This window comes from Tenacibaculum sp. ZH5_bin.1 (genome assembly GCF_042865525.1).
GTDB classification, from domain to species: domain Bacteria; phylum Bacteroidota; class Bacteroidia; order Flavobacteriales; family Flavobacteriaceae; genus Polaribacter; species Polaribacter mesophilus.
Genome location: NZ_JBEGIO010000001.1, coordinates 1591971 through 1614951, shown reverse-complemented (window position 1 = coordinate 1614951; position 22981 = coordinate 1591971). Strand labels below are relative to the sequence as shown.

General features: G+C 31.5%; 15 protein-coding genes. 13 read left to right on the top strand and 2 right to left on the bottom strand.

Annotation, left to right across the window (positions count from 1 at the left end; genetic code table 11):
- The first annotated feature begins 9 nt into the window (after nt 1–9).
- The 5 genes from ABHQ57_RS07460 to uvrB all read left to right on the top strand — a co-directional run bounded on the left by ABHQ57_RS07460 (nt 10) and on the right by uvrB (nt 11205).
- Nucleotides 10–858 (top strand): ABC transporter permease, encoded by an 849-nt coding sequence (locus tag ABHQ57_RS07460; protein WP_167713511.1) that lies wholly within the window; start codon nt 10–12, stop codon nt 856–858.
- A gap of 50 nt (nt 859–908) precedes the next feature.
- Nucleotides 909–3758, top strand: a complete 2850-nt coding sequence (locus tag ABHQ57_RS07455; protein WP_167713510.1) for a T9SS type B sorting domain-containing protein — start codon at nt 909–911, stop codon at nt 3756–3758.
- An 11-nt stretch (nt 3759–3769) separates the two neighbouring features.
- Nucleotides 3770–6382 (top strand): T9SS type B sorting domain-containing protein, encoded by a 2613-nt coding sequence (locus tag ABHQ57_RS07450; protein ID WP_167713509.1) that lies wholly within the window; start codon nt 3770–3772, stop codon nt 6380–6382.
- A 70-nt stretch (nt 6383–6452) separates the two neighbouring features.
- On the top strand, nt 6453–9179 hold the full coding sequence (locus ABHQ57_RS07445) for a T9SS type B sorting domain-containing protein (RefSeq protein WP_167713508.1): 2727 nt from the start codon (nt 6453–6455) through the stop codon (nt 9177–9179).
- A 37-nt stretch (nt 9180–9216) separates the two neighbouring features.
- Nucleotides 9217–11205, top strand: a complete 1989-nt coding sequence (gene uvrB / locus ABHQ57_RS07440; RefSeq protein ID WP_167713507.1) for an excinuclease ABC subunit UvrB — start codon at nt 9217–9219, stop codon at nt 11203–11205.
- Between the two features lie 58 nt (nt 11206–11263).
- On the opposite strand, the gene ABHQ57_RS07435 is transcribed toward uvrB, so the two are convergent.
- Complete coding sequence (locus ABHQ57_RS07435; RefSeq protein WP_053056684.1) at nt 11264–11986, bottom strand: hypothetical protein; 723 nt, start codon at nt 11984–11986, stop codon at nt 11264–11266.
- A gap of 385 nt (nt 11987–12371) precedes the next feature.
- Between ABHQ57_RS07435 and ABHQ57_RS07430 the strand changes: the two genes are divergently transcribed.
- The 4 genes from ABHQ57_RS07430 (at nt 12372) to ABHQ57_RS07415 (ending at nt 17835) form a co-directional block, all read left to right on the top strand.
- Nucleotides 12372–13802 (top strand): VOC family protein, encoded by a 1431-nt coding sequence (locus tag ABHQ57_RS07430; protein WP_167713506.1) that lies wholly within the window; start codon nt 12372–12374, stop codon nt 13800–13802.
- Between the two features lie 124 nt (nt 13803–13926).
- The gene (locus ABHQ57_RS07425) at nt 13927–14385 is read left to right on the top strand and encodes an Lrp/AsnC family transcriptional regulator (RefSeq protein WP_231128388.1); all 459 of its coding nucleotides are present in this window, start codon (nt 13927–13929) and stop codon (nt 14383–14385) included.
- A gap of 36 nt (nt 14386–14421) precedes the next feature.
- Nucleotides 14422–17319 carry an FAD-binding and (Fe-S)-binding domain-containing protein gene (locus tag ABHQ57_RS07420; RefSeq protein ID WP_167713505.1) on the top strand — a complete coding sequence of 966 codons (2898 nt, stop codon included), beginning with the start codon at nt 14422–14424 and terminating at the stop codon, nt 17317–17319.
- 63 nt (nt 17320–17382) lie between these two features.
- The gene (locus tag ABHQ57_RS07415; protein ID WP_047789280.1) at nt 17383–17835 is read left to right on the top strand and encodes a hypothetical protein; all 453 of its coding nucleotides are present in this window, start codon (nt 17383–17385) and stop codon (nt 17833–17835) included.
- Here ABHQ57_RS07415 and ctlX read toward each other — a convergent pair.
- Nucleotides 17832–18767, bottom strand: a complete 936-nt coding sequence (gene ctlX / locus ABHQ57_RS07410; RefSeq protein ID WP_167713504.1) for a citrulline utilization hydrolase CtlX — start codon at nt 18765–18767, stop codon at nt 17832–17834. The genes ABHQ57_RS07415 and ctlX overlap by 4 nt on opposite strands.
- 331 nt (nt 18768–19098) lie before the next feature.
- Between ctlX and ABHQ57_RS07405 the strand changes: the two genes are divergently transcribed.
- From ABHQ57_RS07405 to ABHQ57_RS07390, 4 genes are all read left to right on the top strand, one after another.
- Nucleotides 19099–19818 (top strand): DUF4272 domain-containing protein, encoded by a 720-nt coding sequence (locus tag ABHQ57_RS07405; protein ID WP_167713503.1) that lies wholly within the window; start codon nt 19099–19101, stop codon nt 19816–19818.
- A gap of 326 nt (nt 19819–20144) precedes the next feature.
- Nucleotides 20145–20699, top strand: a complete 555-nt coding sequence (locus tag ABHQ57_RS07400) for an N-acetyltransferase (protein WP_167713502.1) — start codon at nt 20145–20147, stop codon at nt 20697–20699.
- A 593-nt stretch (nt 20700–21292) separates the two neighbouring features.
- Nucleotides 21293–22309, top strand: a complete 1017-nt coding sequence (locus tag ABHQ57_RS07395) for a TQO small subunit DoxD (protein ID WP_167713501.1) — start codon at nt 21293–21295, stop codon at nt 22307–22309.
- A gap of 198 nt (nt 22310–22507) precedes the next feature.
- Complete coding sequence (locus tag ABHQ57_RS07390; protein WP_159492484.1) at nt 22508–22951, top strand: DUF6892 domain-containing protein; 444 nt, start codon at nt 22508–22510, stop codon at nt 22949–22951.
- Nucleotides 22952–22981 lie beyond the last annotated feature (30 nt).

The following is a 22981-nucleotide window of genomic DNA, read 5'->3' as shown; positions in this document are numbered from 1 at the left end:
ACTTACACCATGTTACGACTTTTAAATATAGAAATTCATAAATTAAAATATAACAGAGCTAGTAAAGTTCTTTCAATTATCTATTTCGCATTATTAACCTCTATTGCTTTAATTGCAGCAATAAAGTTTGATATTGGCCCCATTAAATTTCATTTAGCTGAACAAGGAATTTTTAATTTTCCATATATCTGGCACTTTAACACATATATGGCTGCCATATTTAAATTCTTTTTACTACTAGTTATTGTTTCCATGATGGCGAACGAGTACAGTTATAAAACGTTAAAACAAAACTTAATAGACGGTTTAAGTAAAAAGGAATTTATTCTATCAAAATTTTATACCGTTATAGCTTTTGCTTTTATTTCAACCATCTTTGTTTTTATTGTCTCTTTAATTCTTGGAGCTATCTATTCTGATTTTAATGAAATAGCCATCATATTTTCAGACTTAGATTATTTATTCGCTTTCTTCGTAAAATTATTAGGCTTTTTCTCCTTTGGGTTGTTTTTAGGTGTCTTGATTAAACGCTCTGCATTTGCTGTTGCTGCCATGATTGTTTGGTTAATTATAGAAAGTTTAATTAAAGGATATTTATACTGGACTTTTAGAAACGTAAAAACGGGGGTTGATGAAGCCGTAAATTCAATCATGCAATTTTTCCCGCTAGAGTCTATGGCTAATTTAATTAAAGAACCATTTACAAGATTAGGTGCAGTAAAATCAGTAGCTAATCAAATAGGAGAAAATTTCACTAAAGACTATTCTGTTAGCCTTTTCAATATAGCTATTGTATTAATTTGGACTGCTATTTTTATTTACTCATCATATGCTTTGTTAAAAAAACGAGATTTATAGAGGGTTTTATGTAGTTTAGTTGTTTTATTTATATAATCAAATTCATTTTGATGAAAAAACAACTACTTCTAGCATTTTTTATTATTGTCTCTATATCCCTTTATAGCCAAAAAGAAGCAAATGTTTGGTACTTTGGAAATAATGCAGGGCTCGATTTTAACTCAGGAAGTCCAATAGCTTTAAATGATGGATTATTGAAAACTGATGAAGGTTGTTCATCTATTTCTGACGAAAACGGGAACCTTTTATTTTATTCAGATGGTATTAATATTTGGACGAAAAACCATGAACTAATGCGTTACTCTAACGGTAATTTAGCTGATGACCTGCAAGGTAACCCTTCAAGTTCACAGTCTGGTTTAATTATTCCAAACCCAGAAGATAAAAACCTTTACTATATTTTTACAGTGGGGACAGATTTTATTGGAAATCTTCCTTACCCTGACAATCCAGGGTTTAGGTTTTACACCATAGATATTTCTAAAGGAAATGGAGGAGAAATTATTTCTGGCCCTGTTAACCTTTCTAATGGTCGAGATAGAGAATGGTCTGAAAAAGTTACAGCCGTTCAAGGAAAAGACTGTAGAGAAATATGGATTTTATCTATCGTACAAGATACTTTTTACGCCTATAAAATTGATAAAAACGGAGTGGACTCTACAAACCCTATTACCTCATCTTCATCTTACTATTTAAGAGATAAAAGAGGATATTTAAAAACATCTCCAGATGGAAGTAAAGTAGCACTTGCTGACTTTACAAATGATGGAAGTGGAAAATTAGTTTTATACGATTTTGATAACGCAACAGGTAAAGTAGCTTCTAACGGGCTAATTCTTACAAGTGGTCCAACTGATGGTTCTCCTTATGGTGTTGAGTTTTCTCAAGAATCTACAAAACTATACTCTTCTTTATATCATGAAAACAGTAACTCTTTCAGAGTTTTTCAATATAATTTATTAGATGCTAACATCGCACAAACTAAAACTCAAATCCATCAAGAGCAAGGTTATAGAGGTGCTTTACAATTAGCTCCAAACGGAAAGATATATGCTTCCATACCAGATAGAGCCTATTTGGGAGCTATAGAGAATCCAGAAGATAATGCTACTGATATTCAATATACTTCAAACGCTGTAAACTTAGGTGGCGCCATGTCTTCACAAGGATTACCTCCTTTTATTCAGTCGTTTTTTGCACCTGTAAAATTAATCAATCTAGCTAATAATGAGGTTTTAAACAATAGCAACCAAGTTTTTTGTATTGGAGAAAGTTATCAAATTCAACCAGAAAAAAACAACCCTAGCGATACATATACATGGTTTAAAGATGGAAAAGAAATAGCCAAAACAAGAATATTAACTGTTGATAACACTAATTTTGGAAGTGGTTTATACGAAATAAAAATAGAATCTAATTCTTACTGTAAAAAAACATTCACTGGTAAAGTCCAAATAACATTTGAACCAAAACCTACAATTAACCCAATTCAACCTTATATACAATGTGATTTCGACAGTAATCCTATTGATGGTTTTACAACTTTTAACCTAGAAATATTAGAAAATGCTTTAGTAAATAACCTTACTGAAGTTACAATTGATTTTTTTGAAACATCTGATACTAGTTTTTCATCACCAATTAACAAAAATAATTACACTAATTTAATAGCAATAAACCACTCCATAACTGTAAAAGTTACAAATAACACTACTCAATGTTATCAAACGGATATTATTAATTTACAAGTAAACCCAACGGGATTAACTTCTTATAGCAATGAGTACATCCATGAATTAGATCAAAATGCATCTAATTCTGATGCTAAATTTAGCATTGGTACTAATAACGGTTTTCTTGACTTCTCTTTGAAGACGCAACAAATAATTAATAATTCAGGAGGGTCCCTATCAGAAAATACTCACGATTTTCAATACTATAGAACAGCAGAAGATGCTTCCTTACAAATAAATCAAATTATCCCCCCATACGAAGATGACTTATTTACCAACAATTCTGATATATATATTAGAATTTCAAATAAAGGAGCTACATCTTGTGAAGCAGTTGGTAATTTTAAAATTTTTGTAGAAAAAATCCCTATCCCTAAAGGTAATTTAAATAACATTATCCTATGTGTTGACAACCCAAGGTTAACCCCTCAACCTCATACAGTTGAATTAAATGCCGATACAGGTAATGCTACAGACACATACAAATGGTATCTAGATGGTAAATTACTCTCTGGAGAAACATCAGCTATATACAATGCTAATTCTTCAGGAGAATATAAAGTTGAAGCCTATAGAACTCACCCAAACATCACTTCCCCTTTTATGGGATATAATACATTTTTTGTAAAAGAGTCTAACCTAGCATTAATAGTAAATATTAAATCAGTAGACGATCAAGACAATCCTGATAGTAATAAAATAGAAATTACTGTAGATGGAATTGGTAATTATGAGTTTGCTTTAAATAGCACAGATCTTAGTGATTTTGCTAAAGGAGACGAAAACCTTACTTATACATTTACTAATATTCCTCCCGGACTTAACTCTATTTTTATTAGAGATCGTAACGGATGTGGAATTACTACATCTAATCAGGTTTCAACTATCTATTTTCAACGTCATTTCACCCCAAATAATGACGGACATTTTGATACATGGAAAGTTTTAGGTGTCGATAATGATTACTATGATGTTGTTAAAGTTCAAATTTTTAATCGCTTTGGAAAATTAATTAATGAAATTACTGATAAAAATAGTCAGGGTTGGGATGGTATATACAACGGTACTATTCTTCCTTCAAATGATTATTGGTACAATGCTGAGTTAATTGATAAAAGTGGAAGAACCCGAAAAAAGACAGGGCATTTTTCTTTACTGAGGAAATAATTTACACATTTATGAAAAAGACATTTTTTTTTAGTTTATTTTTTATTTGCTTACACGTATTTGCTCAAAATGATTGCTCAGATGCAATCGTAGTTTGCGGTAACAGTGGTTTTCAAAACTTAAATGCTACCGGTGTAGGTATTCAAGAGCTTTCAGGTTCAAATACATGTTCAAGCCAAGAAAATAATAGTTTATGGATTAAAATTAAAATTAATAAAGGAGGAACATTAGGTTTTACACTTACTCCTACCAACTCAAATGGTAGTCATAATACAGACATCAATATCGATTTTGATTTTTTTATCTTTGGACCAAATGTAAATTGTGGAAACATCGGTCAAGCCATACGCTGTTCTACTACAAACCCAGCAGCAAGTAACGAAGGAAATAACCTAACAGGTATTAGAGCATCTGAAACAGATATCTCTGAAGGTCCAGGTGAACTAGGTAATAGTTTTGTAAGTTCTTTAAACGTTAATGATAATGATTCTTATTTTCTTGTTATTGATAGACCTATAGGTAATAGTAGCTTTAAAATTGATTGGACTGGTACTGCTACTTTTAATAATCCTCCTGCAATTAATCCGCCAACTTATGGTCAGTCGTACGATATAGAAGAATGTGATAGTGATGGTGTTTTTGATAATAGTACACACTTTGATCTAACCAATAACAGCAATTCAATACTAAATGGACAAACAGATGTAAAAATTAGTTACCATCTAAGTAATAATGATGCTCAAACCAACAAAAACCCTATAGCAACTCCAAACACTTTTAAAAACACGAGTAACCCTCAAAAAATATTTGTAAGATTAACAAACATTAACTCTGAATGTTTCTCTGTAACCGATTATGATATTATTGTAAACAACAATATTAATGTTACTCCTCCATCAGATTATATTGTATGTGATGATACTGATAGTGGAAGCAATACCGATGGTTTATATAGTTCTTTTTTACTATCTTCAAAAGATAATGAAATTTTAGGTATGTTAGACCCAAATACACATACCATAAACTACTATCATAGTCTTTCAGATGCACAAAACAACTTAAACCCTATTAATAAAAACTCTCTTTATACTAATGTTTCAAAAAATACTCAAACTGTTTTTGTTAGAGTTGAGAATAATGTTGGATGCTTAAATACTTCAACTAGTTTTAATCTAATTATAAATCCTGTTCCCTCATTTATTATGTTACCTCCTTATCAGCAATGTGATTTTGACAACAATCCTGCTGATGGTTTTACTACATTTAACTTACAGAGTAAAGAAGCAGAGTTATCAAATAACGATACAAATGTGACTATTCTCTTTTTTAACGATCAAACTGATTTTGACAATAACATATCAATAACATCACCACAAAATTACACTAACACTTCACCTTTCAACCAAACACTACTTGTAAAAATTATAAATAATACAACACAATGCTTCAATACAGGAAGCTTAGATTTAGTTGTTAACTCATCTGGTCTAGATACTTTTGACGACATGTATTCTTGTGAACTAGATATTAATGCTTCTAACCCTAATGCTACTCAAAGTATAGGAAGTCAAAACACATTTTTTAATTTTGATATAAAAAAGAATGATATTATTACAAAATCAAATGGCGCGTTAACAAGTAACACCTATTCTTTTGAGTTTTATAGAACAGCAAACGATGCCTCATTACAAACAAACAAAATTCTACCTCCATATGATGATGATTTATTTACTAATAACACAGAAGTATTTGTAAGAATTATATCAAAAAATAACAACGCTTGCGAAAGTGTCGGTAAGTTTACCCTACATGTTATAGATTTGCCTGTTCCTCAAGGAAACCCTGATAATATTATTCTTTGCGTTGATAACCCTAGGCTCCCCTCTCAACCTTATACAGTTCCCTTAAATGCTGGTACTGGAAATCCAACAGATACTTACAAGTGGTATTTAAATGGTAGTTTGCTCTCTGGAGAAACATCTACTATCCATAACGCTAACACTGAAGGGGAATATAAAGTTGAAGCTTATAGAAGTCATCCTAACATTTCGGAAAATTGTATGGGATATAATACATTCTTTGTAAAAGAATCCAATCAAGCCTTAGTCATAAATATTAAATCAATTGACGATCAAGATAATCCAGATAATAATAAAATAGAAATTACTGTGGACGGAATTGGTGATTATGAATTTGCTTTAAATAGTACAAATCTTAGTGACTTTGTTAAAGGAGATGAAAATCTCTCATACACATTTACCAATATTCCTCCTGGGCTAAATTCTATTTCAATTAGAGATCGTAACGGATGTGGAATTACTACATCTAACAAAATTTCAACTATCTATTTTCAACGTCATTTCACCCCAAATAATGACGGACACTTTGACACATGGAAAGTTTTGGGTGTCGATAATGATTATTATGATCTTGTTAAAGTTCAAATTTTTAATCGCTTTGGAAAATTAATTAATGAAATTACGGATAAAAACAGTCAAGGTTGGAATGGCTTATACAATGGCGCCATTCTTCCTTCAAACGACTATTGGTACAATGCTGAGTTAATAGATTCTAATGGAAAAGTTAGAAAAAAAACTGGGCATTTCTCTTTACTGAGGAAATAAGCAATAAAATGATTATAAATACGGAAAGTTATTTTTTTGTAAATTAGCTTCTTACTAAAATTAACTAGCTATGACCAAGCTAATATTTGTTTGTTTATTTATTTTTTCTATTTCATGCTTTTCTCAAAGAGAAACTGATAATTGGTTCTTTGGAGATAAAGCAGGAATAGTTTTTAACAATGGTAATCTTAGTATTTCTAATAAAGGGCAAATAGTTACCGAAACTGGTTCATCTTCTATTTCAAGTAATCAAGGGAATTTATTATTCTATACTAACGGAGCAACTATTTGGAATAGAAACCACAAAATAATGGAAAACGGAGAAGGTTTAATAGGGGAATCTGAAGCGTCTCAACCTTCAATAATCATACCTAAACCTAATAGTAATAGTATTTATTATGTGTTTACCACTAGAAAGACTAAAACAGAAAACCCTTCTTTGTTTCCTGGTATTTACTTTTCTGAAGTTGAAATATCAAATAAATACCCTTTAGGTAAAGTAACTCAGAAGAATATAAGACTTGAAAATTCTACTGCTCAAAGAATTACCGCAGTACATCATAAAAACGGAAAAGATATTTGGGTTATAACATATGGAAGTAATTCTTACAATGGTCCAGATGAAATTTTCTTTGCATTTAGAGTAACTGATAAAGGTGTTAATTTTCGTCCTGTAAAAACTAAACTAAACGAAATAAAAAGCTCCTTATCCAAAGGAGAAATAAAAGCCTCTCCAGATGGAAGTAAAGTTGCTCTTTCAACTGGCTCTAATTTATACATTTATAACTTTGATAATGAAACAGGGGTGTTTTCACGTTTTAAATTATTAAATCTACGACTAAACTTTACTGATGGGTATACATGTAATGGACTAACTTTCTCTTCAAACTCTAAGATTCTTTATTATTCTTCTTTTTACTATGAAAGAGGAAATAACGACAGTTATAATATTATGCAATTAGATCTTGACAATACAGATCAATTCTTTTTTGGTGAATCTATTTTTACAACTACACCAGACAGAGCAAGTGCCTCTGCCCAATTAGCCTCTGATGGAAAAATCTATATTGCTCAAATAAACTCTGAAAGACTTTTTGATTATGGTGGACAACCTATCGGCTTTGATTTAACCCCTTTCAATACCTTAGGCGTTATCAACGATCCAAATAAACTAGGTGTTGCATGTAATTATGAACACGATGCAGTTAACTTAGAGGATGGTTTGTCTTATTTTGGCTTACCTAATTTCATTCAATCTTACTTTAGAAACAGAATAACGACAGAAAACCAATGTGTTTTTGATACATTCACTTTTTCTCTTGATTCTTATGCCCCTATAAAGAGTGTTGTTTGGGATTTTGGAGATGGAAATAAAAGTAATGATATAACTCCTAAACACACATATACATCCGCAGGCGAATATAATGTTACTGCCGTAATCAATATTAATAACCAAGATATTCCTCTCTATAAAAAAATCACTATTTATCCACTACCAAATTTATCTCCTAATCAAGAAATTATTCAGTGTGATGACAACAATGATGGTATCAGTTTATTTAACTTGAACAATATTGCTAATAAAATCTCAACCGATAATACCCTTACCTATAAGTTTTATAAAAACTTATCTGATGCTGAAAATAACGTAAATGAAATTTTAGATCCTGAAAACTTTTATAATGAAAGTAATCCACAAACCATTTATACGAAAGCAACTAGTATATATGGATGTTCTGATATTGAAAATTTTTCTATTAGAACTTTATTTAAACCAACCCTTACTATTCCTTCTATAACAGTTTGTGAAAATTCTAACAATAAAGGTATCTTTAACCTAGAAAGCAAAAAAGCAGAAATCATAAATACTTTTGGTTTAAACACTCTTGATAAAATTTCTTTCTTCTCTTCATTAGAAGATGCTCAAAGAACAATTACCCCCCTACCTCCTGAATTCCTTTCTCCATCCTCAACCATTTGGGTAAAAATAGAAAATGAAAAAGGTTGCTTTGGTATATCTCCAATTGACTTAATCGTAAATTCTCCTCAAATTAACTTAAAAGACAGCTACACTATTTGCGTTAGCCCTTCTGATCATCCCCCTATTACATTAACAGCTGACTCTTCTAATAATCGTTTCGAATGGAAAGATGAAAATAACAATACCATTAGCACCAGTAACAGTTTTCCTTTAACTAGAGAAGGTGAGTTTTCTTTAACCGTTTACAAAACAATAAATGGTATAGAATGTTCAAACTCTAAAAACTTTACAGTTAAGTACCCTCCTCCTCCTAATGTTTTAAATATTGAAGTAAATATTCAAAGCGAAACCGACAACAGTGTTTACATAAGTATTGATGGAGATAGTAGCTATGAGTTTTCCCTAGATGATGCTAATTATGTTGGAAATGGAACCTCACACTCTTTTAACAATGTACAACCTGGTATTGCCACTATTTATATAAGAGATATTAATAAATGTGAAAGCCCTACTAAAACCTCAGCAAGTATAATTGGTTACCCTAAATTTTTAACCCCAAACGATGATGGATTTAATGACTACTGGAAAGTTTACGGAGCAAATACTAATTTCTTTAAAGAAATTAATATCAAAATATTTAATCGTTTTGGTAAAATCTTATATGTTATAAATGATAAAAACATAGAGCTTGGTTGGGACGGAACTTACAATAATATAAAATTACCTTCTAATGACTACTGGTTTCATGCTAAATTAACTGATATTAATGACAATAAAATAGACAAAAAAGGGCATTTTACTCTCAAAAGAAATTAAAATTCATCACATAAATAACTATCCGTATTTTTGTTGAATGAACTTTGAATTAAACTCAGAATTTAAACCTACAGGAGATCAACCTCTAGCTATTGAACAACTTTCAAATGGTATTTTAGCTGATGAAAAGTACCAAACACTTTTAGGTGTTACTGGTTCAGGAAAAACATTTTCTGTTGCCAACGTAGTTGCAGAAGTAAATCGACCAACACTTGTTTTAGCCCATAACAAAACCTTAGCTGCTCAATTATACTCTGAGTTCAAGCAGTTCTTTCCTAACAATGCTGTGGAGTACTTTGTTTCATACTATGATTACTACCAACCCGAAGCTTATATTCCTGTTACGGGAACGTACATTGAGAAAGATCTGTCTATCAATGATGAAATAGAACGCTTGCGAATTAGTACTTCCTCTTCCCTTCTTTCAGGACGTCGAGATGTATTAGTTGTAGCCTCAGTTTCTTGTTTATACGGTATTGGTAATCCAACTGAATTCAAAAAAAACGTTATTACTATTGAAGTTGATCAGCAAATATCTCGCACCAAATTTTTACATCGCTTAGTAACCAGTTTATATGCCCGTACAGAAGTTGAGATAAAAAGCGGAACATTTAAAGTAAAAGGAGATGTAGTAACCATTTATCCATCCTACGGTGAAAATGGTTATAAAATTCATTTTTTTGGTGATGAAATTGAAGAAATTGAGACCTTCGACATAGAAACTAATGAAATTATTACACGTTTAGAAAAACTCAATATTTACCCTGCCAATTTATTTGTAACTTCTCCAGATATACTACAAAATGCCATTCATCAAATTCAAGAAGATATGGTAAAGCAAGTAGATTATTTTAAGGAAATTGGGAAACATTTAGAAGCGAAACGTTTACAAGAACGTACCGAATTCGACTTAGAAATGATTCGCGAGCTGGGATATTGTTCAGGAATTGAAAATTATTCTCGTTATTTAGACGGTCGAGAAGCAGGTACACGACCTTTCTGTTTGTTAGATTATTTTCCTGATGATTATTTGATGGTGATTGATGAAAGTCACGTAACCGTTCCACAAGTTCACGCAATGTACGGAGGAGATAGAAGCCGAAAAGAAAACTTGGTAGAATATGGCTTCCGCTTACCTGCTGCGATGGATAACCGCCCGTTAAAGTTTGAAGAATTTGAAGCTCTACAAAATCAAGTGATTTATGTTTCGGCAACTCCAGCCGATTATGAATTACAAAAAACCGAAGGTTTGTTTGTAGAACAAGTGATTCGACCAACAGGACTATTAGATCCAGAAATTGAAGTTCGTCCTAGTTTAAATCAAATAGATGATTTAATTGAAGAAATTCAAATTCGAGTAGAAAAAGATGAACGTACCTTGGTTACTACCTTAACCAAACGAATGGCAGAAGAATTAGCGAAATATTTAACACGTATTCAAGTACGTTGTCGTTATATTCATTCCGATGTCGACACCCTAGAACGTGTAGAAATCATGCAAGATTTACGTAAAGGCTTGTTTGATGTACTCATCGGAGTAAACTTACTTCGTGAAGGATTAGATCTTCCTGAAGTATCGTTGGTTGCTATTTTAGATGCCGATAAAGAAGGTTTTTTACGTTCACACCGTTCGTTAACACAAACCGTAGGTCGTGCAGCACGTAACGTAAATGGTAAAGCCATTATGTATGCGGACAAAATTACCAATAGCATGCAACTCACTATTGATGAGACCACTCGTAGACGCGAAAAACAAATTAATTACAACACAGCACATGGAATTACACCAAAGCAAATCAACAAAAGGATAGACAATACTTTATCTAAAAACGCGATTACTTCGTATCATTACGATAATGCCACACAAAAAGCTGCTGAGCAGGATTTAGAATACCTACCAAAACAAGAAATAGAAAAACGCATACGTAACAAACGTAAACAAATGGAAGAAGCTGCTAAAGCTTTAGACTTTTTAGTAGCAGCACAACTCCGAGATGAAATTGAGACCTTAAAAGAGAATTTATAACTAAAAACCCTGTAAAAATTATTTTCACAGGGTTTTTACATAGAATTAATTCTGAAGATTAATCATCTAATAACTCTGCTGTTTGTTTAAGCTTTTCTTTTAATTGATCAGCTAAATCTTTGTTTCCATCTACATCTTCTGGACTAATTTCTATAGTACCATCTCCATTACCATCAATAGCAGAAGATAAATCTACTTGACTTAGCATTGCATCTAGATCAAAGTTTATAGTAACCTCAGTTAAGCCTTCAGAAACAATAATATCAGTTGCTTCATTTTCAAAGTCTACTTCAATTTCTTCTTCAAAATCATGCCAAAAGATAAATGGTACAGTATTTATAGTACCTTTAACAACAACCGTTTTATTAAACATATCGCTAGACTCGTCTGTATTTTTATCAAATTCAAACTCAATCTCCTCATAATCAGCTTTTGGAAGTTCTAAAGTAGTAATATTTGATGTTCCAGTTAACAAATCTAACTGAAATGGTCCTCTTAACTCAATTTCATCATCAGAACTTATGATACTGTCATTCATAGCATCTTGGTATTTATCATCAAACTCTAACTCTATTTCTGTGATGTTTAGTTTAAATTCAGAAATGGTTACTTCTGCATTATTTACATTTTTTGAAGCTCGTTTGCTTTGATTAAATGTATTATTTGAAGATGCCTTAATTCTTAAATTTTCATTGTTTCCATCTTCACTAGTACAAGAAGTTCCTAATAACATTAATGAAGTTGCACTTAATAATAATACTGTTTTTTGTAATGTTTTCATAATTTTACTTTTTTCATTTATAACCTTAAGACAACCATATATCTCCTCTCCCTACCATAAAATTTATTTTTTTCAAGATAAAAACATTAACCACTAATAATGAGTCATTTGTAGTCAGAGTTTTTACAAAAAAATTAAAACAAAACTTATCGTTACCAACATCTAATAGAATTAAAACTCTGAAATATTTTATTAAGGCTTATTGAAACAAAGTCAAATTGACTTTTAAGAAACACTTTTTTAGTAAAAAATCGTCTTTTTGGTTTAAAAAAACGCACCTATAAAATCAAATAAACTCAAAATAAACATCAATAAAACAAAATTCATTTTTACATATGCTAAAAAAAATTAAATTCATTTAATTTGTAGTAAATCTCAATAAACTATGTCATCAAAAAATAAACTAGAAAGTTTTACTAATACAACTGAAGAATTTGTCTCTCCAGAGTACATTCGTAACCGCTTCTCTAAAATTATGTCTGATATGTACAAAAATGAGGTACCACTTTATGGTGAGTTACTTGATTTGGTTCATGATATCAATGATAATGTTCTTTCTGAGTCTAAAGAAATTGAAGAGCAGTTAGCACATACTGGCGAATTAACTCGACTAAATATGGAACGCCACGGAGCAATTCGTTTAGGCAAACCCTATGAGTTATTTACGATGAGACGTCTGTTTAAAGTAATGGGAATGTATTCTGTTGGCTACTACGATTTAGCCCCAGCTGGTGTTCCTGTTCATTCTACAGCATTTAGAGCTATTGAAAGCACCGCTCTTAACCAAGCTCCATTCAGAGTTTTTACCTCTTTATTACGTTTAGATTTAATTGATGATACTCAGCTTCGTAACAATGTTGAAACTATTTTAGAAAAACGTCAAATTTTTACAGAAAAAGTTTTACAACTCATTGATAAGTCTGAAAAAGAAGGTGGGTTAAATAAAGAAGATGCCGAAACCTTTGTTCAAGAAGCATTAGAAACTTTTCGTTGGCACGATACTGCTACCGTAGATTATAAAATGTACGAAGCTTTACTAAATCAACACAGATTAATTGCTGATGTAGTTGCTTTCAAAGGGCCTCACATCAACCATTTAACTCCTAGAACTTTAGATATAGACAAGGTGCAAACAAGTATGGAAACTCGTAATATTCCACCAAAAGATAATATAGAAGGACCTCCTGCAAGAAAATGCCCTATTCTATTACGTCAAACAAGTTTTAAAGCATTGACCGAAAAAGTAACTTTTAAAAACAATGCTGAAAAAGAAGAAATAGGCGAACACAAAGCTCGCTTTGGTGAGATTGAACAACGTGGTGTAGCGTTAACTCAAAAAGGACTTGACTTGTATCACGAGTTATTAGGTAAAACACGTAAAGCTATTGGTGGATCACCAACTGCCAAAAATGCCTCAGAATACAATAAATTATTAGCAGAAAATTTTAAAGTTTTTCCTGATAACTATGAAGAGCTACACTCAAAAGAGTTGGCATATTTCCATTATTTCACTACCGATAAAGCAAAAACTTTATCTAAAGAAAAAGTGTATACAAAAGCAGATGTAAACCAATTATTAGAGGATGGCTATTTAAGCATAGAACCTATGGTTTACGAAGATTTCTTACCTGTAAGTGCAGCAGGAATTTTTGCTTCAAACTTAGGAACAGATGATGCTAAACGCGAATATGAAGGCACTTCAAATCAATCATTATTTGAAAAAGATTTAGGTGAACCTGTTTATAAGTTAACAAAATGGTATGAAGACATGCAAGATGAAAGCATACAAAACTGCTTAGCAGTAATAAATGCTTAAGCGTAAAATAGAATATTGAAAAAGTGTAGCCGTATATTTGCATTATCAGCTACACTTTTTTTTCGTTAAAAACGATTGTTTATCTTGTAGCTTATATTAAGTTTATTCTAACAAAATTATTCTTTTGGAAAATCAATTTGATTATATAGACAAACAAATACTATCAAAATTACGTTTAGATGCTCGTAAAGCCTATTCGCAAATTGCCGATGAATTAAAGGTTTCCAACTCCTTAATTCATCAGCGCATTAAAAAACTAACTGCAGAAGGTGTAATTAAAAATGCGGAATTTGTTTTAGAAGAAAAAAGCTTAGGTTATAAAACTAAATCATACACAGGTATTCGATTGCGTGAAGCTCGCTTTGCTAAAGAAGTAATGCACGAGTTGGAAAAAATACCCGAAATAACCGAATGTAACTTTGTTTCTGGTTACTACGCTATTTTTATTTTAATATTTGCTAGAGACAACGAACATTTACAAAAAATACTATACGATAACGTACATTTAATCAAAGGAGTAGCAGGAACCGATACTTTTATATGTTTCGATACCTGTTTTAAGCGTCACATTCCAATAGAATAATTAACAACACTACCCACATTTTAGGTATTTAAGATAATGGTACAAACAACACAACTAGAAACGTTCAAAAAATCATTAACTGGCGAACTATTTTTTGACGACCTACATAAAAACATTTACGCAACCGATGCTTCGGTATATCGTAAAATCCCACTAGCAGTTGCATATCCTAAGAACATAGAGGATATTCAACTATTAATTGATTTTGCTACTAAAAATAACATCACCTTAATTCCGCGTACAGCAGGAACTTCATTAGCAGGACAGTGTGTGGGAGATGGAATTGTTGTAGACGTTTCTAAACACTTTACCAACATACTGGCTTTTGATGAGATTAACAAAACCATTACGGTAGAGCCAGGAATTATTCGTGACGATTTAAACCGCTTCCTAAAACCATTCGGGTTGTTTTTTGGTCCGAATACCTCAACCTCTAACCGTTGTATGATTGGCGGAATGGTAGGTAATAACTCTTCAGGAAGTACTTCTATTCGTTATGGAGTAACTCGTGATAAAGTAATTGCTATTCAAGGCTTGTTAAGTGACGGTAGTGAAGTTACTTTTTCTGAAATTACTTCGACAGAATTCAATCAAAAGAAAATAGAAAATTCGTTAGAAGGAAATATCTATCGTGCTATTTATACAGAGCTTTTTCAAGAAGCTGTTCAGCAAGAAATAAAAAAAGAATTCCCAAAAGAAAGCATTCACCGAAGAAATACAGGATATGCTGTTGATGAATTTTTAACTTCCGATTTATTTGGTGGGACAGAACCAACTATCAACCCTGCTAAATTTTTATCAGGAAGTGAAGGAACCTTAGTATTTTCAACGGCTATTACAATTAAACTAGACGACCTACCTCCTACGCAAAGTATTATGGTATGTCCGCATTTTACTAGTGTAAACGAAAGCTTAAAAGCTACTGTTACTACCATGAAACACACACTCTATGCTTGTGAATTAATGGATAAAGTAATTTTAGATTGCACTAAAAATAACCGTGAACAAGCCAAAAACCGTTTCTTTTTACAAGGAGATCCGGAAGCTGTATTAATGTTAGAAGTTTCGGCAGACACTATAGAAGAAGCTGAAATATTAGCCGATAAACTTATTGGAGATTTAAAAGCAAACAATTTTGGGTACCACTATCCTAAAGTATATGGCGAAGACATTGCTAAAGTACATCAACTACGAAAAGCAGGTTTAGGATTATTAGGAAATATTGTTGGAGACGATAAAGCGGTAGCTTGTATTGAAGATACTGCCGTAGCCTTGGAGGATTTACCTACTTATATTGAGGAATTCACCAAAATTATGGATAAATATCAGCAAAGAGCAGTGTATTATGCACATGCAGGAGCTGGTGAGCTACACTTACGTCCTATTTTGAATTTAAAGAAAAAGGAAGACGTAGTATTATTTAGAAAAATAACTACTGAAACTGCTGAGTTAGTTAAAAAATATCAAGGATCGTTTAGTGGTGAGCACGGTGATGGTATTGTGCGTGCGGAATTTATTCCGTTGATGATAGGTGACAAAAACTACCAATTATTACGAAGAATAAAAAAAGCATTTGATCCGAACAATGTGTTCAACAAAGGAAAAATTACGGATGCTTTTCCAATGGATCAAAGTTTGCGCTATGAAATTGACAGAAATGAACCTGAAATAGAAACCATTCAAGATTTTTCAGATAGCGAAGGTATTTTAAAACTAGCTGAAAAGTGTAACGGTTCAGGTGATTGCCGTAAATCTCCCGAAGCTGGCGGGACTTTATGCCCTAGTTATCGAGCAACTCGAAACGAAAAAGAAACTACCCGTGCTAGAGCCAATACACTTCGTGAAGTTTTAACGAATAATACCGCTAAAAACAAGTTCAATTCTAAAGAATTAAAAGATATCCTAGACCTATGTTTAAGCTGTAAGGCTTGTGCTAGCGAATGTCCGAGTAATGTAGATATTGCTTCGATGAAAGCAGAATTCTTGTACCAATATCAAGAAACAAACGGATATTCTTTCCGCAGTAAATTATTTGCTAACAATGCTAAATACAATAAATTAGGAAGTAAGTTCTCTGTACTAACAAATTTCTTTACCAATACTACTCTAGCTAAAAAGGTTATGGGAGTTGCCACAGAACGTTCTGTTCCTAAGTTAGCAAAACAACCTTTAAGTACTTGGTTAGAAAACCATAAACCAATAGCTTCTAAAAAAACAGTGTATTTATTTAATGATGAGTTTACCAACTATTATGATGCAGAAATTGGAAAAGACGCAGTTGTTGTATTGGAAAAACTAGGATATGAAGTAAAAACCGTGAACCACGAAGAAAGTGGGCGTAGCTATATCTCAAAAGGTTTTTTAAAAGAAGCTAAAGAAATTGCTAATAAAAATGTAAACACTTTTAAAGAACTAATTTCTGAAGAAACTCCATTAATTGGATTAGAACCTTCGGCTATTTTAACCTTTAGAGATGAGTACTTACGTTTAGCAGATGATAAAACAACAGCCAAAAAGCTTTCTGAAAACTGTTACACTATTGAAGAATTTTTAGCTAAAGAACATACTAAAGGTTCTATAGACACCACTAAATTTAGCAATGAAACTAAAGAGCTTAAAATACATGGACATTGTCACCAAAAAGCTTTGTCTAGTACACACGCTTCTTTTTCTATTTTAAACATTCCTAAAAACTACAAGGTGACCATTATGAATACTGGTTGTTGTGGTATGGCAGGATCTTTTGGGTATGAAAAAGAACACTATAAAGTAAGTATGCAAGTGGGGGAAGATACGTTGTTTCCTAAGGTTAGAAACTGTTCGGTTGATACAGAAATAGTTGCTGCTGGTACCAGTTGTCGTCATCAAATTTATGACGGAACAAAGCGTTTAGCAAAACATCCTGTAACTATTTTAAAAGAAGCTTTGTTATAAATAATTGATTTTCATTTCTTTATTTTGTATTTTTAAGACGTTTAACTCTTAAAATGCATTATTATGTCGAGCAATAAAATCATCTTTAACAATGCAATGCTAATTTTTACGGGTATTGTTTGCTTTTTTTTAGTTATGAAAATTTTTGGATTAGAAGATATATCCGAACTACGTTTTTTAAACTTTGCTTTCGTTCTTTATGGTATTAACAGGGCTATAAAAACCAACATTGTTAAAAACCATGAGTCGTTATATTTCAGTAATTTTTTATTAGGAATTGGAACCTCAATAATTGCTGTAGCCTTAACTGTTTTTGGGCTAATTATATATGTAGATTTTATTGATGCTAGTTTTATGACAATACTTGAACAATCTTCTTTCTGGGGGCAAAATTTAAGTTTACCACTAGTTGTATTTGCATTAGCTATTGAAGGAATTGCTTCTTCAGTTATCTGTTCTTTTATTTTAATGCAGTATTATAAAAACTATAAAATTTCAAATACAATGGTTGCTTAGGCTTTTGGCAAAAAAACCTCAGCCATCATACAACGAGCACTTCCTCCACCACAGGTTTCTATAGTTTCTAGAGAGCTGTGCAGTATTTTACAGTGTTTTTCTATAGCTTTAATTTGATTTGGGTTTAATGATTTAAAGGCGGAAGAACTCATTACTAAGTAACGCTCGTCATTTACTCCTTTAACTTGTAACATATTTCCTGCAAATTGTGTTACTTGTTGCTCTGAGATGGCAATAACTTCTTTTCCATCCGACTTTAAGTGTTTTAATACGTTTTTCTTTTCTTTTTTATCATCTATCGAATCTAAACATACCACTGAAAAACTTTCCGCAACACACATCATTACGTTTGTATGATAAATAGCTTCTCTCCTTCCTTTAACTGTTTGATTTGCTGTAAAAATTACAGGTGTGTATTCAAAATCTTCACAAAACTCAATAAACAATTCTTCATCTGCACGTGGTGATAAGGCACAATAGGCTTTTCTATTGTATCTATCTAAAATCATACTTCCTGTTCCTTCTAAAAAAATCCCTTCCTCTTCTGCTTCTGAATAGTCTACAACATTTTCAATTACAAAACCTTTCTCTTCTAGTTTTTCCAACACGTCTTCTCTACGTTCTAAACGTCTATTCTCTGCAAACATCGGGTAGATAGCTACGTCTCCGTTTTCATGAAAAGAAATCCAGTTATTTGGAAATAATGCATCTGGTGTATTAGGCTCTTTGATATCTTCAGTAACTACTACACTAACTCCTACAGCTCGCAATTTTTCTACAAAAGCATCAAACTCTTCTTGTGCCTTAACATTGATTGATGCAGGTAACATTCCTGACAACTCTTGCTGGTAATAATTATTTACTGCTGTTTGCTCATTCATCCTAAAGTTTGCAGGACGGACCATTAAAATTGTATTTGTTGTTTGTTGCATACTGCGAAGGTAATAGATTTTTAAGTTTTTATTATAGCACAAAAACAACTAAGTTTTAGTTACGCTATGTTAATTTATCTTACCTATTCTAGGTCTACTACTAAAAAACGTTGAACACTTATTTATAACACATTAAATAAAAATTACTTAAACTTTATTTATTAAGATAATAATAATGTTACCAAACAGTTTAAACCTATGAAAAAAGTAGTAACATAAATTTCTTATCAATCTTTACTATATTTTAACAAATTCTATAACAACACCTATTACTATTATGAATATTTTCACCAAAAATAAGCTATAAACTTACAAACATAAAAAACAAACTATGGGATGGTTTAACAGAAAAAAAACTTCAACAAATAATACTCAAACAACTCAAAAAGATTCTTCAATAGTTAGATCTCAATCAATTACTACTTGTCTAAACGCCGGATTTCATCCTGCAAGTTCTCTCCCTACAATTAGAGAAACAAAGTTAAGACCTGCTGATGAAATTGCAGGAAGACTCCACGCTATAAAAGCTCTTGTTTTATGGCTTATGGTGCCTTCAGAAAATTTACCCGACGAAAAAATAATTAACTTCATTAATCAAAATAAACTTTTTGGTTACATGACCCTAGAGGAAAAAGAAATACTTGATGCTTCTAGAAATGATATTGAGTTAAGAAATTCTATTGGTTGGAAGTTTGAAAACGCATGGCCACTTGCTTGGTACTTTGGTTATGACGAGCCTGAAATTTCTGGTCAAATGATGACTGGTGAGCAAATGCAGGAAATCTTTATAAATTACACTTGTTCACTTGATACTTTAATTAGTGATTGGCTTCCTCAACAACACACTCTAGAAGAAGAAAAATTAGTAGAAAAAGAAGATTTATTTTACTGTTTGCATAATGCTGTAAGAAGTGCTCAACTAGGAGGAAACACTACTCCTGATGGCTTCGAGCCTATTGGAAATGGAGGAGTTATACATGAACGTAGACATTCGTTAACATGGATGCTTTCTAACGGTACTGAATGGGAAGATACCGACCTCAGCACATAAACTTGAGAAATAAAGGAAAAGTTAATCATAGACTACATAAATTTGTAAAAATTGAATTTTTAAGAATTTGAGAATCTTTATACTAGTATTTTTACTACTTAGCTTGTGTTCATGTAAAAAAACAAACAATGACTCTACTTCTTTCTGGGGAAGTGAAGCTTATACTTTTTGAAACGTTACAATACTTAATAAAAATATTACTAGTTATAGTAGTTTTAAAAAAGGGAGTTCTATATCTAGAAACAAAGTAAAAATTATAACATATAAAAAGTCTTTCGGTATGAATGTTAAAATAGTTAGAAATAAAATTAATTAAAAAACTCACTATGATTATAAGAAAAGCCACTACTAAAGACACTAAAGAAATTGCTTCTTATATGTTATTAGCAATGGAAGACATTGTTTATAAATTTATTGGAGAAAGTTCTACAAAAAAAGCACTTGCCTTTTTAGAGGCATTAATTATTCAAAAAAACAACCAATACTCTTATAAAAACTGTTGGGTTATAGAAAGTGACAATAAAACTATTGCTGCAGCTAACATATATGATGGTGCAGATTTAAAAAAACTTAGAAAACCAGTAGCTGCATTAATAAAAACCATGTTTAATAAAGAACTAACATACGAATACGAAACCCAGCCTGGTGAGTATTATATTGATTGTATTGGTGTAAACCCTAGCTACCAAGGTAAAGGTGTTGGTTCTAAAATACTAACCTTTTTAATTGATGAATATATTCATAAAAAGAACAAAACATTAGGTCTTTTGGTTGATAAAGACAACCCTAATGCTAAAAAACTATATCTAAAGCTAGGTTTTAAAATTGTTGGTAGAAAGACTTTAGCCAATAAAGAAATGGAGCATTTACAGATACAGTAACTTTATTAAGAAAACTATAACAAACAACACTCCTTTTATTTTATAAGTTTACAATGTGAGAAAACACAGTAAAATACCTAATACATCATCCCTATTTCCAATAGTAGGACTAGTATTTTTATTGCTATTTTCTCCCTGTAAGGTTAGAAACTTTATACAAGCAGAACTTAATGTTCCCCTTACAGAGGTTTCGAGTAAAAGTCAGACCACCACTAGCAATCTTAGTTGCTATAGTCGTGAGGTTACAGACATTTCTCTACTACAAACAATACCTTCTTCTATTAAGGTTTATCCTTTTTTTATAAATAGAGCTTTTAACCTTTCTTTTAGCTTTGGTGAAATTTTTCATTACAAAACAAGGATTGATTATCAAAAAAAGAGAAATGTAACAACTTCAGTTCCTCTTTATATTTTATTTAAAAACTTTAAGGTTTATCTTTAATACCACTTTCCACTTAATAGTTTACTTTAATAAAAAGTAGAATTTAACAACATCAAGTAAAACAATAACAACCTACATAAACAATGTTTATGTAACTCGTGGCTATGCCTTAAGTTTAAATAGCTAGCCTCACTTAACTTAAATAAAAAAAATGATTAACAACAATATAAAAAATGATTCTGGACTTTTAGTTCTTGCTATACGTTTAGTTATTGGCTGGACATATTTTTCTGCCTTTTGGAGAAGAACAATTTTAGCTAATAAACTTGATCCTGAAGTAGCTGGATACATTGGAGAAAAATTCAATCATTTTCTCCCTAACGCTTTAGGCATTAAACCTCTTATTCAATATTTAGTAGAAAATCCTGACATCCTATGGTTAAACATGGTAATATTTACCATTATTGAAGGAATTGTAGGTCTATTCATCATATTTGGTTTATTTACCAGAATAATGAGTATAGGTGTATTTGGGTTAGCAATGGGAATTCTCCTTGGCTCTGGTTGGATAGGTACAACATGTCTTGACGAATGGCAAATTGGTGTACTTGGAATTGCAACAGGTTATGTACTTTTTTTAACAGGCAGCGGTAAATATTCAATAGACAACTACTTCATAAAAAACAATTTTTCCTTTACTAAAAAGAAATGGTTTGCATGGTTAGGGTCAGGAGTTATACCAATTAAGAACCATATTTTTCCAAAATTTGTTTTAATAGGATCCTTGGCTATTTTAGGAATGACTTTATTCACAAACCAAGTATTTCATGGCGGAGTTTGGGGTACACTTCATAACAAATCAGTAAAACCTAAATTAGAAATAACAGAAGCTAAAATTAGCAACGATATACTTTCTTTTGACCTTTTTAGAACAGAGGGTGTTGATGTTTACGGTTCTTGGGTTATCTCTGTTGAATTATCAAACCAACAAAATAATACTGTTATTCAGTATTCTCAAAAAGACTTAGCTTCTTTAACTAATGAAAACATCTTAAATTATTATGTTGCTAAAATAAAACCAGGTAAACACAGCTTGGTTGTGCCTTTAGGGGCTAAAGCTAAAATGATTTTCAAAAATCAAGTTTTTTCTAATCTTTCTAACGGAACATATACATTAAAAATAACTGATATTAGTGGTGCTTTTTGGACACATCAAATAACTAAATAGACCTAAAAACGCAATAGTGATAGAAATACGCTATTGCGTTTCTTTCATAAACTTTAATCATCATTCACAAGCTAATCTTATATTTTTTTTAACAAATTTCGTGTCGATTGCCTTTGTTTTTATAAATAATTTCACCCAAAAAAGCTATTAAGTGTTTTCTACACTTAACCTCTTGCTAATTAAAACACAAAGTAGACTATGAGTAATCAATTAAATTTTAAAGAATTAAACTTTAAACTAGCAGTGATTAATGAATTAATGTATGTTCAAGAAGTATTAGAGCCTAAATTAGACGTTTATGAGTTTATAGAAAAACAGCGAAACTTATCTAGCTCAGAAGCTTATGATGTTATTGAAGAAGAAGGTTATGAAATTATTCCTGAAGTATTAGAACATTTTAAAAACTTAAAAATTACTTCAGAAATGGTTGAAAACATTGAAGAACTAGACATGGATGGTGGTGACGAAATCTATGGTCAAATTATTCCCTTTTGGGATGGTGAAGATGATGTATTTAGTGTAAACTCTGCTGTTGATGCTGAACTACTTCCTAACTTAAAAAACATTTCTCTTCTTTACAGCGAAAATGATTCACTTTTAGAAGAATTTCAAGAAAAAGGAATTGAAGCTGATTGGCTATAAAAAAGTAAAAACATATTTAAAAAGTAAAAG